This window comes from Microbacterium umsixpiens (genome assembly GCF_053543675.1).
Genome location: NZ_JBLVOH010000243.1, coordinates 19188 through 31966 on the forward strand (window position 1 = coordinate 19188; position 12779 = coordinate 31966).

The window sequence follows — 12779 nt, forward strand, 5'->3', positions numbered from 1 at the left end:
TACGCAATGTAGAAGCCGACGCCGAGACCGCTGACGAGCACCACGGCCAGGCCGATCGCGATGAACCTCAGCAGCTGGCCGAGCGGGCTCGGGGTCTCGAGTTGACCGTGTCGCGCGATGGTACGGCGGCGTCGGGTGTTGTCGCTCACTCGGACCCTTTCGGATTCAGCGCCGGTGCGGGGTCACCGTGCTCACTATGCGGAGGGTGTGGGATTCGAACCCACGAGACATCTCTGCCCACTGGTTTTCAAGACCAGCTCCATCGGCCGCTCGGACAACCCTCCTCGACAGACGTATCTGTCGACAAGGCGTGAGTCTAGCCGAGTTCTATTCTCCCGCGCTGACCTGGGCGGGCGCTGGAAGCGTGTCGAGCGCCTGCGCCAGCCCGCCGTCCTCGACGTCGGCGGTGACCTCGCTCGCGGCTTCCTTCACCTCGTCCGGAGCCTGCCCCATCGCCACGGCCCGTCCCTCGAGGGAGCGTGCCCAGCCGAACATGCCGATGTCGTTGCGCCCGTCGCCGGCCACCAGGATGCGTCCGCCGTCGAGACCGAGCTCGGTGCGCACCTGCTCCAGCGCGGTGCCCTTGTCCACGCCCTGCGGGGCGATGTCCAACCACGCGGTCCACCCGATCGCGTAGGAGACCTCGTTGAGGCCGGCATCCGCCACCAGGCGATGGAAATCGTCTTCGTCATGCCCGGGAGAGACGACCACGATGCGGGAGACCGGCAGCGCGCCGAGTTCGTCGAAGTCGACCTGTCGGCCGCCGTCGAGCGTCCAGTCGTCGAGCTGCTCGGTGAACAACCTCTGCCCCGAGGCGAGTTCGACCATGTACCGGGCGTCCGGAAGACGGTCGCGCAGCAGTCCGAGCACGGGAGTCGGGTCGAAGGTCTCGACATTCCAACGCTCCCAGTCGTCACCGTCGCGGCGCATCGTCACGGCACCGTTGGAGCACACGACGTAGTCGGCGGTGAGACCGAGCTCCTCGACATAGCGGCGCGTGGCCATCCAGCTGCGTCCGGTCGCGATGGTCACCACGTGTCCGGCATCGCGCACGCGCGCGACCGCCTCGGGCACACCGGGGCTCATGGTCTCGTCCTGCAGCAGGATGGTGCCGTCGACGTCGAGTCCGACCAGCCAGTGCCCCGTCATCGAGCAGCCCGCCCGTCACCGAGCGGCAGGATCACTTCGAGCCCGCCGAGGTAGGGGCGCAGCACCTCGGGCACACGCACCGATCCATCGGCCTGCTGATGCGTCTCGAGCAGGGCGACGATCCAGCGCGTGGTGGCGAGCGTGCCGTTGAGGGTGGCCACGTGCTGCGTCTTCGCCGCACCTGGAGCGGCAGTATCCGTCGCATCGACGACCGGACGGTGCCGGACGTCGAGTCGGCGTGCCTGGAAGGTCGTGCAGTTCGACGTCGACGTGAGCTCGCGGAACGCTCCCTGCGTCGGCACCCACGCCTCGATGTCGTACTTGCGTGCTGCGCTCGAGCCGAGATCGCCCGCGGCGACATCGATCACACGGTAGGAGAGTCCGAGGGAGGTGAGCATCTCCTCCTGCAGCGCGACGAGGCGCAGGTGCTCCGCCTCGGACTCCTCTGCGGTCGTGTAGACGAACATCTCGAGCTTGTTGAACTGATGCACCCGGATGATGCCGCGGGTGTCCTTGCCGTGCGAACCCGCTTCGCGGCGGTAGCAGGTCGACCAGCCCGCATAGCGGAGGGCGCCGTCGGCGAGGTCGACGATCTCATCCTTGTGGTACCCGGCGAGCGCGACCTCGCTGGTGCCGACGAGGTACAGGTCGTCGTCCTTGTCGAGGTGGTAGACCTCGTCGGCGTGCTCGCCGAGGAACCCGGTGCCCTGCATGATCTCGGGGCGCACGAGGGTGGGCGTGATCAGCGGCACGAACCCGTTCTGCAGAGCCTTGTCGAGAGCGAGGTTCATGAGGGCGATCTCGAGGCGAGCCCCGATGCCGCGCAGGAAGTAGAAGCGCGCGCCGGAGACCTTCGCTCCGCGCTCCATGTCGATCGCGCCGAGGAGCTCACCGAGCTCGAGGTGGTCGCGCGGCTCGAAGTCGAATGCGGGCACCTCGCCCACCCGACGCAGTTCGACGAAGTCGGCCTCGCCGCCGGCGGGGACGCCGTCGATGACGACGTTCTCGATCCGGGCGAGTGCGGCGGCGGCGGCATCCGCAGCCTCGTTCGCCGCATGCTGCGCCTGCTTCACACGGTCGGCGAGGTCCTTGGCCTGCGCGACGAGCGCGGCCTTCTCCTCTTTGGGGGCCTTCGCGACCTGCTTGCCGAACGCGTTCTGCTCGGCGCGCAGTTCCTCGAAGGCGGAGAGTGCGGCCCGGCGCGATCGATCGGCCTCGAGTGCGACGTCGACGGTGCTCTGGTCGTTTCCACGGGCAGCCTGTGAACGGCGGACGATCTCCGGGTTTTCGCGGAGGAGTGCGAGGTCGATCATCTCCCAAGTCTACGGTGCCGTACCGACGGCGAATCCGGATGTCACACCCTCGCCGCTGCGTCGTCTTCCTCTGCAGAGGTCGGCATTCGGTCGACCCAGGAAAGGAACCCCATGACCATCCCCGTGACCTCCCTCGACCAGCTGAACCTGGCGTTCGCCGACCGGTTCAACGCCCGCGACCTCGACGGCCTGATGGCCTTGAACACGTCGGACGTCGTCTTCGTCCCTGCGCCGGGAACGGCCGTCACGGGCACGGCCGCCGTGCGCGGCGCGCTCGAGCAGTTCCTCGGGCTGAACCTGCCCATCTCGATGCGTGTCCGTCACGTCTTCGAGAGTGCCGGTACCGGACTCGCGATCGCGGACTGGACCATCACCGGCACGGGTCCCGACGGTTCCGAGATCGCCCTCGCGGGCACCACGGCCGATGTCGCGGTGCACGACGAGGTGCACGGCTGGCGGTACGCCGTCGACAACCCCTTCGGCACGGCCTGAACCTCTCGGGGGAGGTCCGACGATCGGGCCTCCCTCAGCCGTCACCCATGCCTGTCGTGCGGCAGGCCCGCAGCGCCTTGCGTGCCCGCGAGATCCGTTGCCGCGCGGCTGCGGGCTCGATCCCGAGGCGTGCTGCCACCTCGTCCGCGGAGAGACCGTCGACGACGGCCAGCAGCAGGGGCTCACGGATGGTCTCCGGCAGCGAATGCAGAGCCTCGAGCGCGCCGTCGAGGAACACGCGGATCTCCACCGCGGCATCCACGCCCGTCTGCTCGCGGGCGGTGTCGTCGTCGAGAACGGCCTCCGGCCGGCGCGCACGCTGCCGGGCCAGGTCGATGGCGACGTTCCGCGCGATGGCGTCGAGCCAGGAACATACGCGGCCGGGTTCCGGTGTCTCGAGATGCGCGACCGAGCGCCAGGCGCGCAGCAGGGATGTCTGCGCAGCGTCTTCGGCATCCGCAGCGGGTACCCCCAACGAAATGCTGCGGCGACGGAGTCGGTCGGGTTCCGCCGTGATCAGTCCGGAGAGCACCGCGCGGGTCGCGTCGTCGGAACCATCGTGCATCCGGATGCTCCTCGTCCTCGCGACCGGAATGGCGCGGTCCGTTTGTGACCGACCCGGGCGCGTCCCGGTTTAGAGTAGCGCCATGACCACCAGCGCCCCCGTTCAACGACAGGCGGCGCTCATCTACAATCCGATCAAGGTCGACGGCAAGCATCTGCGTGCGACGGTGCGTGATATGTCTCGCGAGGCCGGATGGGATCACCCCGCCTTCTACCCGACGACCATCGAGGATGCCGGGCAGGGTGCGACGGCTCATGCGCTCGCACGCAACGTGGATGTCGTGCTGGTCGCCGGCGGCGACGGCACCGTGCGCGCGGTCTCGGAGGCGATCGCGAACTCAGGAGTCGCCCTGGCGATCCTGCCGAGCGGCACGGGCAACCTGCTCGCGCGCAATCTCGGCCTGCCGCTCGCCGATCCGGCGGAGATGATCCGTGCGGCGCTCGGCGACTTCCGCCATCCGATCGACATCGGCCGGGCGCGACTGACCCGTGAGAACGGCGAGGAGGAGGAGCACGCGTTCGTGGTGCTGGCCGGCATGGGGCTGGACGCCGACATGATCGCCAACACCCGCTCGGATCTGAAGAAGTCCGTGGGGTGGATCGCCTACGTCGACGGAGCAGCCCGCTCCCTCCCCCGCGCGAAGCCCTTCCGCGCCGTGTACCAGGTCGATGAGGGGCGGCTGCATTCGCACCGTGCGTACAGTCTGCTCTTCGCCAACTGCGGCACGCTTCCGGCCGGTATCGCCCTCATCCCGGACGCGTCGATCACGGATGCCGCCCTCGACATCGCCGTCATCCAGCCCACCGGAATGCTCGGCTGGTTCGCGGTGTGGCGCAAGATCTGGTGGGACAACTCCGTACTGCGGCGCTTCCGCGCGGGGCGCCGTGTGCTCGAACGTCGCGGCAAGAACGCGTCGGTGCACTTCTTCCACGGGGCCGCGGCCGAAGCCGCCGCTCCGACTCCGATTCCGATCGAGCTCGACGGCGACGAGTTCGGCGCCGCCGTGCGCATCACGTGCTGGGCCGACCCCGGTGCGCTGCTGCTCGCGCTGCCGCCCGGCCACCCGGTTCACATGCTCTGAGGCTGAGCGGCGCCCGTCAGCGCTTGCGTCGCTTGTTCACGATGATCACGCTGATCCCGGCCAAGAAGACGAGCGTGGCCCAGAAGATCTCCACGGTTACCCGTAGGGGTCAGCGGACCTCGACCGTGCCGTCGAGTCCCCCGCCGACCAGCGTCAGCGTGAAGGTGCCGTCGTCGTCAACCGTGTCCTCCCCGAACGCGAGCAAGGTCGCTCGGGGTGCCATGTCCATGGTGCAGACCTGGTTCTCGTCGGTCACGAAGTACGCGGTTCCGGTGTTTCCCGCGCCCTCGAGAGACTCGATCTGCGGCAGGCAGCTCGAAGATCCCCAGGTGAGCAGCACGAGGCCGTCGTCGTCGAGCCAAGCGGCGGACGGCTGGAACTCGGTCGTGCTTCCCGGTGTGCCGGTGGCGGCCGGGTCACCGTCGATGCCGACGTCGTCGGTGAGGTCGCCGTAGGTCACGTTCAGGGTGATGTCCGACTTCGGGTCGACGCCCTCCGGCAGCGCGCCGAGGCTCGCCCGCGGAGCGAGATCCTTCGTGCACGGCTTCGGCGATTCGCCCTCGGGGTCGACGAGCGTCACGGTGACGGTCTGCCCCTCGGCCGTGACCTGATCGACCTGCGGCACGCATGTCGACGAGCCCACCGTGATCACGGCGAACATGCGTCCATCGTCGAGCAGGGCGCCCTCGAAGTCGTTCTGGTCATCCACGTCTCCCGTGCCCGGAGCCGGCGAACTCGACGGGGCGTCGGAACCGGGGCCGGCGGTGCATCCCGCGACGAGAAGTGCTGCGGCGACGAGGCCGACGACAGAAGCGAGGGGACGAAGCGCAGAGGTCATGCTCACAGGGTAGCCCGCGGGCAGATCCCCCGGAAAGCCCGGATGGCCTGCGACGACTACTGCAGGGCGGAGGTCAGGCGGGCGAGGTTGTCGAGCACGGTCGAGCGCAGCGGCTGCTGCATCCACTCCTCGAGTGTCAGCTCACGGCTGAGGGAGCGGTACTTGTCCTCGACCTCGCGCATCTCCGTGACGAACTCCTCGCCGCGCACCAGCATCGAGACCTCGAGGTTCAGACCGAACGAGCGCATGTCCATGTTGCTGGAGCCGATGACGGCGACCTCGTCGTCGATGGTGAGCGTCTTGGTGTGCAGGATGTACGGCTTGCGGTACATCCAGATGCGGACACCGGCCTTGAGCAGCACCTCGTAGTAACTCCGCTGGGCGTGGTAGACCATCGCCTGATCGCCCTCTTCCGAGACGAAGAGCTCGACGTTGACGCCACGATCGACGGCCGCGGTCACGGCGAGCAGCAGCGCCTCGTCGGGGACGAAGTAGGGGCTGACGATCATGATCTTCTTCTTCGCGGCATACAGCAGCCCGAGGAAGAGGCGCAGGTTGTTCTCGACCTCGAACCCGGGGCCCGACGGCACGACCTGGCAGTCGAGGTCGCCGGAGCCGATGTTCGCGTGGGCGATGTCGATGCCCTCGAGCACCGTGTCGGTCTCGCTGTACCAGTCGGCGACGAAGATCGCGTTCACGCTCAGCACGACCGGGCCGTCGAGGCGGACCATGAGATCGACCCAGTGCAGCCCGCGCTTGATGTTCTTCGGCAGGTTGTATGTCGAATCCGTGATGTTCTGCGATCCGAGGAACGCGATGTTGCCGTCGACGACGAGGAGCTTGCGGTGATTGCGCAGATCAGGGCGCTGCATCTTGCCCTTGAGCGGCTGCACCGGCAGCATCAGGTGCCAGTCCGCCCCCATCGCGTTGAGTCGGGCGATCGTCTGCCGATACCGGGGCTTGCCCTGGTTGGCCCAGTGATCGAGAAGCACCCGCACCTCGACGCCACGGGCGCACACCTCTTCGAGTGCGCGGAAGAAGTTGTCCGTCGCCGTGTCCGACTGGAGGATGTAGAACTCGACATGCACGTATTCCTGTGCGGTGCGGATGGCCTCGGCCATCTCGTCGAGCGACTCCTGGTAATCGGAGATCAGGTGCGCGCCGTTGTCACCGGAGAGCGGCAGCGCTCCGAGCTTCTGATTCATCTGGACGATCGGACCGAACCACGCGGGAGCGTTCGGGCGCAGCGTTCCGAAGTGCAGGTGCTCGCTCGTCTCGGCGATGTACTCGTTGATCTGGTCCTGCTTGCGCCGACGTGCGCGCGGTAGGCGCGGGTTTCCGATCAGCAGGAAGAGGAAGACTCCGACGAACGGGATGAAGAACACCGCGAGGAGCCAGGCCATCGCGGCGGTCGGACGCCGATTGCGCGGGATGACGATGATCGCCGTGACACGGATCGCGATGTCGAGCACCAGCAGGAAGGCGGCGATCCACCAGCCCCAGGTCTCCGCGGTCATCGTGCACCTTCCCCACCGCGGTGACGATCACCTCGGGTGCGCGCCGAGGTCGGCACGCTGGCTTCACAGTAGCGGATGGGTGGGACTCAGACGCGCGGCGGAAGGCCCCGTGCCGCGCGCTCCTCCGCCTCGATCTGCGCGTGGACCTTGCGCTCCGTGCGGTCGAAGCGGAGGATGCCGCGGAGCACGAAGACGAACACGATGCTCACTCCGATGGTCGGCAGAAGCGACCATGCCGCGGCGAGCCAGAAGTTGTCCATCACCCCATGGTACGCGAGCCACTCCTCGTGCACACCGCCGCGCATTCAGGTTTCGCGTCCACAACTCGGCTTTTCCGCCCCCGTGAGATCGCTGCTCCGAAACACTCTCGACATGACAACACTGCTGCGCGCCACCGATTCCGCCGCCTTCCTCGGCATCGTCCCCACTCTCGCGGGCTTCACCCCTCGTCGAAGCATCGTGCTGCTGCCCTTCCGCGGCACACGCACCGACGGGGCCATGCGACTCGATCTGCCCTCTGACGGGACCGACCTCGCGTTGTACGCCGACGCTGCGGTCGGCCTCGTCGCCCGCGTCCAAGGGACCGATGCCGTCGCCGTGGTCGTGTACACGGACGAGCCTTCGCACGCTACCCGCGACGGCCTCGTCCTCCCCCATGCCGTGGCCGTCGACGAACTTCTCGGCTGCGCGGAGGACGCGGGACTCCGCGTCGTCGATGCGCTCTGCGTGACCCCCTCCGGGTGGTCGAGCTATGTGGAGAGCGACCCCGACCTCCACTCGCTGGCAGAGATCTGCAGTCCCACCGAGGGACCGACCGCGCCTGGCGTCTCGGAGGACCAGGCTGCGGGGGCTCGACTGCCCGAGGTGGATCTTGCCGAGAAAGAACGAGTGGGGAGAGCGGCACTCGAACTCGCGGCACTGCTCGATGGAGAGGGCAACGGAAAGGGCCGGCTGACCGGACGGGAGAATCCGCAGCTGATCGCCGCGCTCGTGCTGCTCGAAGACGTGCCGGCGTTCTTCGAATCGGTGCTCGCGGCCCCCGATGCTCTTCCGTCGTACGCGACCGCGACGCTGCTGTGGTGCCTGGAACGTCCGCTGCTCCGAGATGTCGCGATCGCGCAGTGGGCGAGCGACCTCGCGGGAGGCGTCCGCGCGCTCGACGCGCAGACCGCGTTCGCGAAGTCCGGCGAGATGGTCCCCGACGAGCTCGGACGGTTGTTCCTGGGGCAGGGGCCCGCCCCGGACCTCGATCGGCTCCGCCTCGCGCTGTCCGTCGTTCGCGAGGCAGCAGCGCGGGCACCCCGAGAGGCCCGACCTGCACCTCTCACCGCGGCGGCCTGGCTGTCGTGGGCGCTGGGGCGAGCCACCCACGCCGCCCGCTATCTGGAACTGGTCCGCGAGATCGACCCGCGATACTCGCTGGCCGCCCTGCTGGAGACCATGATCGCCGGCGCGATGCTTCCGGAATGGGCGTTCCGTCGACGCTCGGCGGCATGACCGCCAGCTTCGGGGACTACTTGACGAGCGGGAAGAGAATCGTCTCGCGGATGCCGAGGCCGGTGATCGCCATCAGCAGACGATCGATCCCCATGCCCATACCGCCGGACGGCGGCATGCCGTGCTCGAGTGCCCGCAGGAACTCTTCGTCGACCGGCATCGCCTCCACGTCGCCGCGCGCGGCGAGCTTGGCCTGCGCCTCGAACCGTTCGCGCTGGATCACCGGGTCGACGAGCTCGGAGTATCCGGTCGCCAGCTCGAACCCCCGGATGTACAGGTCCCATTTCTCCACGACGCCGGCGATCGAGCGGTGCTCGCGCACGAGAGGCGACGTGTCGACCGGGAAGTCCATCACGAAGGTCGGGCGGACCAGGTCGCCCTTCACGAAGTGCTCCCACAGCTCTTCGACGAGCTTGCCGTGGGTGGCCTGCGGAGGAAGATCGACGTCGTTCGCCTCGGCGAACGCGATGAGGTCCTCGACCGAGTCCTGCGGTGTGACCGTGCGACCGGATGCCGCCGAGAGGGACTCGTACATCGAGATGCGGTCCCAGTCCCCGCCGAGGTCGTACTCGGTGCCGTCGGCCCAGGTCACGGTCGTCGAACCGGCAACCGCGATCGCCGCCTTCTGCACGAGCTCCTGCGTGAGCGCGGCCATCTGGCTGTAGTCGCCGTACGCCTGGTAGGCCTCGAGCATCGCGAACTCGGGGCTGTGCGTGGAGTCGGCTCCCTCGTTGCGGAAGTTCCGGTTGATCTCGTACACACGCTCGATGCCGCCGACGACCGCACGCTTCAGGTAGAGCTCGGGCGCGATGCGCAGGTACAGCTCGGTGTCGAACGCGTTCGAGTGCGTGATGAAGGGACGTGCGGAGGCGCCGCCGTGCTGCACCTGCAGCATGGGGGTCTCGACCTCGAGGTAGTCGTGGCTCGTGAACGTCGCGCGCAGGCTCGCATTCACCGCGGCACGGGCACGCACGGTCGTCCGTGCCTGCTCGCGGACGATGAGGTCGAGGTAGCGGCTGCGCACACGCCCTTCCTCGCTGAGCTCGGAGTACGCATTGGGGAGCGGGAGGATCGCCTTGGAAGCGATCGCCCAGCCATCGGCCATGACCGACAGCTCTCCACGGCGGCTGGAGATGACTTCGCCATGCACGAAGACGTGGTCGCCCAGGTCGACGTATTCCTTCCAGTCCGCGAGCGACTCCTCGCCGACGTTCGCGAGCGAGATCATCGCCTGGATGCGCGAGCCGTCACCGGCCTGCAGGGTGGCGAAGCAGAGCTTGCCCGTGTTGCGGCTGAACACGACGCGACCCGCGACACCGACGACGACACCCGTCTCGGCGCCCGCCTCGAGCTCGCCGTACTCGGCGCGCAGCGCGGGAATCGTGTGCGTGACCGGCACGCCGACCGGGAACGCTCCCCCACCGGCATCCGTGCGCTTCTCGATCAGGCGCTCACGCTTGGCGAGGCGCACGGCCTTCTGCTCATGAACGTCCTCTTCGAGAGAAGGCTCGGTCGAGGCCGATTCGGGCGCGGCAGACGCGTCAGTCATGTGGGGGGCTCCTTGGAAGTCCCTCCCAGTTTACCGAGGCGGCGTGCCGGCTCAGGGCGCATGCTGGGTAGCCTCGAAGAATGGCCCTTCCACGGATCCTCCGCGCGTTCGCCGTCCTCTCGCTCGCGGTCGCTGCGATCGCCGCTCCCGCCGCAGCCGCTGCCGCCGACGGACCTGGACTCGCACCGCAGGTACGCGCCGCGGAGCCAGGCGACGTGGGCGACTTCTCGTATGCATCGTGGGATGCCGTGTACGAGGTGGGGCTCGACGAGGAGGGCCGCGCGCGGATGCACGTGACCGAGACCTTGGTCGCCCGCTTCCCCGAGACGGACCAGAATCTCGGCATCGTCCGCGGGCTCGCGACCTCGTACGAGGGGGCGAGCACCGAGACTCGGGTGCTTTCCGTGACCGATGACGACGGCCAGGAGGTGCCGTACGAGACCGACGAGGAGGACGGGCTGCTGTACGTGCTCACCGGCGACGACGACACCTACGTGCACGGCCTCACCACATACGTGATCGAGTACGAGATGCGCGACACGGTTCTTGCGACGAAGCCGGCCGCAGGGTCTTCGACGCCGGCAGTGGACGAGTTCTACTGGAACCTCCTGCCGCTCGACAGCACGCAGCCCATCGAGCGGTTCCGCACCGACATCCTGCTCGATCCCGAGCTGGCGGCCGCGCTCACGGGATCCACGCGCTGCTACACGGGGCCACCGGGATCGACCGACGAGTGCGATCTGCAGGGGCCGACCACCGACGGTGACGCAGCGACGTTCCGTGTCGAGTCCGGAGAGCGGCCCGCCGGCGACGGGGTCACCGTGGCCATCGGGTTCGAGCCGGGCACGGTCGCGCAGCCCCTCGCACGCACACCCGACCCGGTGGGCGACGTCGCCCCCTTCGTCGCGGCCGCGGGCGCTGCGGGATTGTCGGTCGGCAGCTGGTTCGCCGTCTGGGCGTTCGCTCGCCGGCGACGGGTGGCCACCGGTATCGTCGTGGCCCAGTACGACGTGCCGGATTCCCTGCCCCCGCTCATCGCGGCGAAGGCCATCACCGGCGCGAAGGACGTGATCCCCGCAGAGATCGTGCACCTCGCCGTACGGGGAACTCTGCGCATCGAAGAAGGCGTCGAGGCGGAAGAGCCGCGCCTGCGCCGCCTCCCGGGGGCGGCCGCACCGGACGAGCTGGATGCGGAGGCACTGGACGCGCTGTTCCTCGACGCCGACTCGGCCGGAGTGGTGGAGCTGCCCGCCGCCGATGAGGCATTCGCCGCCCGCATGACCGCGCTGCAGGAGAGTGGGACGAGCGCAGCGGCATCCCGCGGCTTCACCGAGAGGGCGCGCAGTCGTGGCGCTGTGCTCCTGCAGTGGTGCGCGATCGGCGTGGCGCTGATCGGATTGGCCCTGGGGATCTGGGCAGCCACCAGCGGCCGCCTCTCCGCGATCCCCGCGCTCGTCGTGATGTCGTTCGTGGCCTTCCTCGTATTCCTGTCGAGCGTGTACGCGTTCTCGAAGCACACGGTCCTCACGGCGGAAGGAGCGCGCGCCTCCGAGTATCTGCAGGGGGTGAAAGAGTTCATCCGCGTCGCGGATGCCGACCGCCTCCGTATGCTGCAGTCCTACAGCGGTGCTGAGCGCCGACAGGACGGCACGGCGGACGTCATCCACGTGTACGAACGGCTCCTCCCCTACGCGATCCTCTTCGGCATGGAGGACGAGTGGGGCGACGTGCTCGAACGTGCCTACGCGCACGAGCAGCGAGGAGCGTCCTGGATCGGCGACCCGACCTCGTTCGCCCTTCGCATGCAGCTGGCGTCGTTCATGGCGTCGTCGCAATCTGCGGCGACGTACTCCGCACCATCAGCCGGCGGCTCGTCGAGTGCCGGCGGGTCGTTCGGCGGCGGGTTCTCCGGTGGTGGCGGAGGCGGAGGGTTCTCGGGCGGACGATGAGCCGCCGGCACCGTCAGATCAGTGGCGGGGCGTCGGATGCTTCGCGCAGCGCACGCTCGACCGTCGACTGCACCAGCGCCGACAGGTAGCCGCCCGGGTTCTCCACGCCGAGCTCGCGCAACCGGGCCGTCGACTGGCCGATGATCGATCGCGAGAACTCGGTGGCCGTCGCGATCGCATCCGCGTAGGCCGGTCGGTCTGCCTCCGCGATCACGACCGGCTCGCATCCGATCTCCACCGCGAGCGCCTGGGCGATCGGCAGCACCGCGGCCGGAGCTGTCACCGCGGCGAACCCCGCCTGCAGTTGACGCAGGTCGATCGAGGTCCCCGTGAACGTGATGGCGGGGTGCACGGCGAGCGGGATCGCGCCGCGCTCGGCGGCCGGCCGCAGCACGTCGATGCCGTACGCGGGATCGGTGTGCAGCACGAGCTGCCCGATCTGCCAGCCCCCGACCTCGGCGATGCCGGCGACCAGCGACGGCAGCTGCTCGGAGGGAACCGCGATGACCACGAGCTCGGCTCGACGCACGACCTCCAGCGCGTCGAGCACGGGAACATCCGGCAGCACGGCCGAAGCGCGCTCGTCATCGGACCCGCTCGTGATCCCGATCACCGCGTGCCCCGCTCCGCCGAGCGCCGCACCGATCACCGGACCGACACGTCCCGCGCCGATGATGCCGACGCCGAGACGCCCGTCCCGCGCCACCGTCACTCCTCCGGCTGATCCGACGGTGCGGGCGGCGGCGTCCTCCGCCGCCGCAGCTGCGGTTCGGCGGGAGGCGCAGCCGGCGCAGCGGGAGGCGCAGGCGGTACCGCAGGTGCGGCCGGC

The 12779-nt window shown here is 68.8% G+C and carries 12 protein-coding genes and 1 tRNA gene; 4 read left to right on the top strand and 9 right to left on the bottom strand.

Going from position 1 to position 12779, the window contains the following annotated elements; genetic code table 11:
• Positions 1–199: 199 nt before the first annotated feature.
• The 3 genes from ACNPM4_RS20250 to serS all read right to left on the bottom strand — a co-directional run bounded on the left by ACNPM4_RS20250 (position 200) and on the right by serS (position 2462).
• Positions 200–284 (bottom strand) — tRNA-Ser (locus tag ACNPM4_RS20250).
• 43 nt (positions 285–327) lie between these two features.
• Complete coding sequence (locus ACNPM4_RS20255) at positions 328–1149, bottom strand: HAD family hydrolase (RefSeq protein WP_029263736.1); 822 nt, start codon at positions 1147–1149, stop codon at positions 328–330.
• Positions 1146–2462 (bottom strand): serine--tRNA ligase, encoded by a 1317-nt coding sequence (gene serS, locus ACNPM4_RS20260; protein ID WP_029263735.1) that lies wholly within the window; start codon positions 2460–2462, stop codon positions 1146–1148. Before serS ends, ACNPM4_RS20255 begins: the two co-directional genes overlap by 4 nt.
• A gap of 111 nt (positions 2463–2573) precedes the next feature.
• Here serS and ACNPM4_RS20265 point away from each other — a divergent pair, with 111 nt between their 5' ends.
• Entirely contained in the window at positions 2574–2954 is a 381-nt protein-coding gene (locus ACNPM4_RS20265; RefSeq protein WP_029263734.1) for a YybH family protein, read from the top strand.
• Positions 2955–2988: 34 nt separating this feature from the next.
• On the opposite strand, the gene ACNPM4_RS20270 is transcribed toward ACNPM4_RS20265, so the two are convergent.
• A complete protein-coding gene (locus tag ACNPM4_RS20270; protein WP_448986967.1) occupies positions 2989–3519 on the bottom strand; it encodes an RNA polymerase sigma factor in 531 nt (176 codons plus the stop codon).
• Positions 3520–3601: 82 nt separating this feature from the next.
• On the opposite strand from ACNPM4_RS20270, the gene ACNPM4_RS20275 reads away from it, so the two are divergent.
• Positions 3602–4600: a diacylglycerol/lipid kinase family protein gene (locus ACNPM4_RS20275; RefSeq protein WP_262002180.1), complete on the top strand. Its 999-nt coding sequence runs from the start codon at positions 3602–3604 to the stop codon at positions 4598–4600.
• Positions 4601–4709: 109 nt separating this feature from the next.
• On the opposite strand, the gene ACNPM4_RS20280 is transcribed toward ACNPM4_RS20275, so the two are convergent.
• The 3 genes from ACNPM4_RS20280 to ACNPM4_RS20290 form a co-directional block, all read right to left on the bottom strand.
• The gene (locus ACNPM4_RS20280; protein ID WP_448986968.1) at positions 4710–5438 is read right to left on the bottom strand and encodes a hypothetical protein; all 729 of its coding nucleotides are present in this window, start codon (positions 5436–5438) and stop codon (positions 4710–4712) included.
• A 56-nt stretch (positions 5439–5494) separates the two neighbouring features.
• Positions 5495–6955, bottom strand: a complete 1461-nt coding sequence (gene cls, locus ACNPM4_RS20285; RefSeq protein WP_029263730.1) for a cardiolipin synthase — start codon at positions 6953–6955, stop codon at positions 5495–5497.
• Positions 6956–7041: 86 nt separating this feature from the next.
• A complete protein-coding gene (locus ACNPM4_RS20290) occupies positions 7042–7215 on the bottom strand; it encodes a hypothetical protein (protein WP_168380830.1) in 174 nt (57 codons plus the stop codon).
• A 112-nt stretch (positions 7216–7327) separates the two neighbouring features.
• Here ACNPM4_RS20290 and ACNPM4_RS20295 point away from each other — a divergent pair, with 112 nt between their 5' ends.
• A complete protein-coding gene (locus ACNPM4_RS20295; protein ID WP_262002178.1) occupies positions 7328–8452 on the top strand; it encodes a DUF4192 domain-containing protein in 1125 nt (374 codons plus the stop codon).
• A 16-nt stretch (positions 8453–8468) separates the two neighbouring features.
• Here ACNPM4_RS20295 and lysS read toward each other — a convergent pair whose 3' ends face one another.
• A complete protein-coding gene (lysS, locus tag ACNPM4_RS20300) occupies positions 8469–10001 on the bottom strand; it encodes a lysine--tRNA ligase (protein WP_105711039.1) in 1533 nt (510 codons plus the stop codon).
• A gap of 80 nt (positions 10002–10081) precedes the next feature.
• Between lysS and ACNPM4_RS20305 the strand changes: the two genes are divergently transcribed.
• Entirely contained in the window at positions 10082–11950 is a 1869-nt protein-coding gene (locus ACNPM4_RS20305) for a DUF2207 domain-containing protein (protein WP_448986969.1), read from the top strand.
• 13 nt (positions 11951–11963) lie between these two features.
• Here the strand turns inward: ACNPM4_RS20305 and ACNPM4_RS20310 are convergent, their stop codons facing one another.
• Positions 11964–12656 carry a DUF2520 domain-containing protein gene (locus ACNPM4_RS20310; protein WP_029263726.1) on the bottom strand — a complete coding sequence of 231 codons (693 nt, stop codon included), beginning with the start codon at positions 12654–12656 and terminating at the stop codon, positions 11964–11966.
• Between the last annotated feature and the right edge of the window lie 123 nt (positions 12657–12779).

What these genes read in the sequence shown, in the direction of transcription:
- ACNPM4_RS20255 (WP_029263736.1), bottom strand. Translation starts at nt 1,149, where the DNA reads ATGACGGGGCACTGGCTGGTCGGACTCGACGTCGACGGCACCATCCTG.
- serS (WP_029263735.1), bottom strand. Translation starts at nt 2,462, where the DNA reads ATGATCGACCTCGCACTCCTCCGCGAAAACCCGGAGATCGTCCGCCGT.
- ACNPM4_RS20265 (WP_029263734.1), top strand. Translation starts at nt 2,574, where the DNA reads ATGACCATCCCCGTGACCTCCCTCGACCAGCTGAACCTGGCGTTCGCC.
- ACNPM4_RS20270 (WP_448986967.1), bottom strand. Translation starts at nt 3,519, where the DNA reads ATGCACGATGGTTCCGACGACGCGACCCGCGCGGTGCTCTCCGGACTG.
- ACNPM4_RS20275 (WP_262002180.1), top strand. Translation starts at nt 3,602, where the DNA reads ATGACCACCAGCGCCCCCGTTCAACGACAGGCGGCGCTCATCTACAAT.
- ACNPM4_RS20280 (WP_448986968.1), bottom strand. Translation starts at nt 5,438, where the DNA reads ATGACCTCTGCGCTTCGTCCCCTCGCTTCTGTCGTCGGCCTCGTCGCC.
- cls (WP_029263730.1), bottom strand. Translation starts at nt 6,955, where the DNA reads ATGACCGCGGAGACCTGGGGCTGGTGGATCGCCGCCTTCCTGCTGGTG.
- ACNPM4_RS20290 (WP_168380830.1), bottom strand. Translation starts at nt 7,215, where the DNA reads ATGGACAACTTCTGGCTCGCCGCGGCATGGTCGCTTCTGCCGACCATC.
- ACNPM4_RS20295 (WP_262002178.1), top strand. Translation starts at nt 7,328, where the DNA reads ATGACAACACTGCTGCGCGCCACCGATTCCGCCGCCTTCCTCGGCATC.
- lysS (WP_105711039.1), bottom strand. Translation starts at nt 10,001, where the DNA reads ATGACTGACGCGTCTGCCGCGCCCGAATCGGCCTCGACCGAGCCTTCT.
- ACNPM4_RS20305 (WP_448986969.1), top strand. Translation starts at nt 10,082, where the DNA reads ATGGCCCTTCCACGGATCCTCCGCGCGTTCGCCGTCCTCTCGCTCGCG.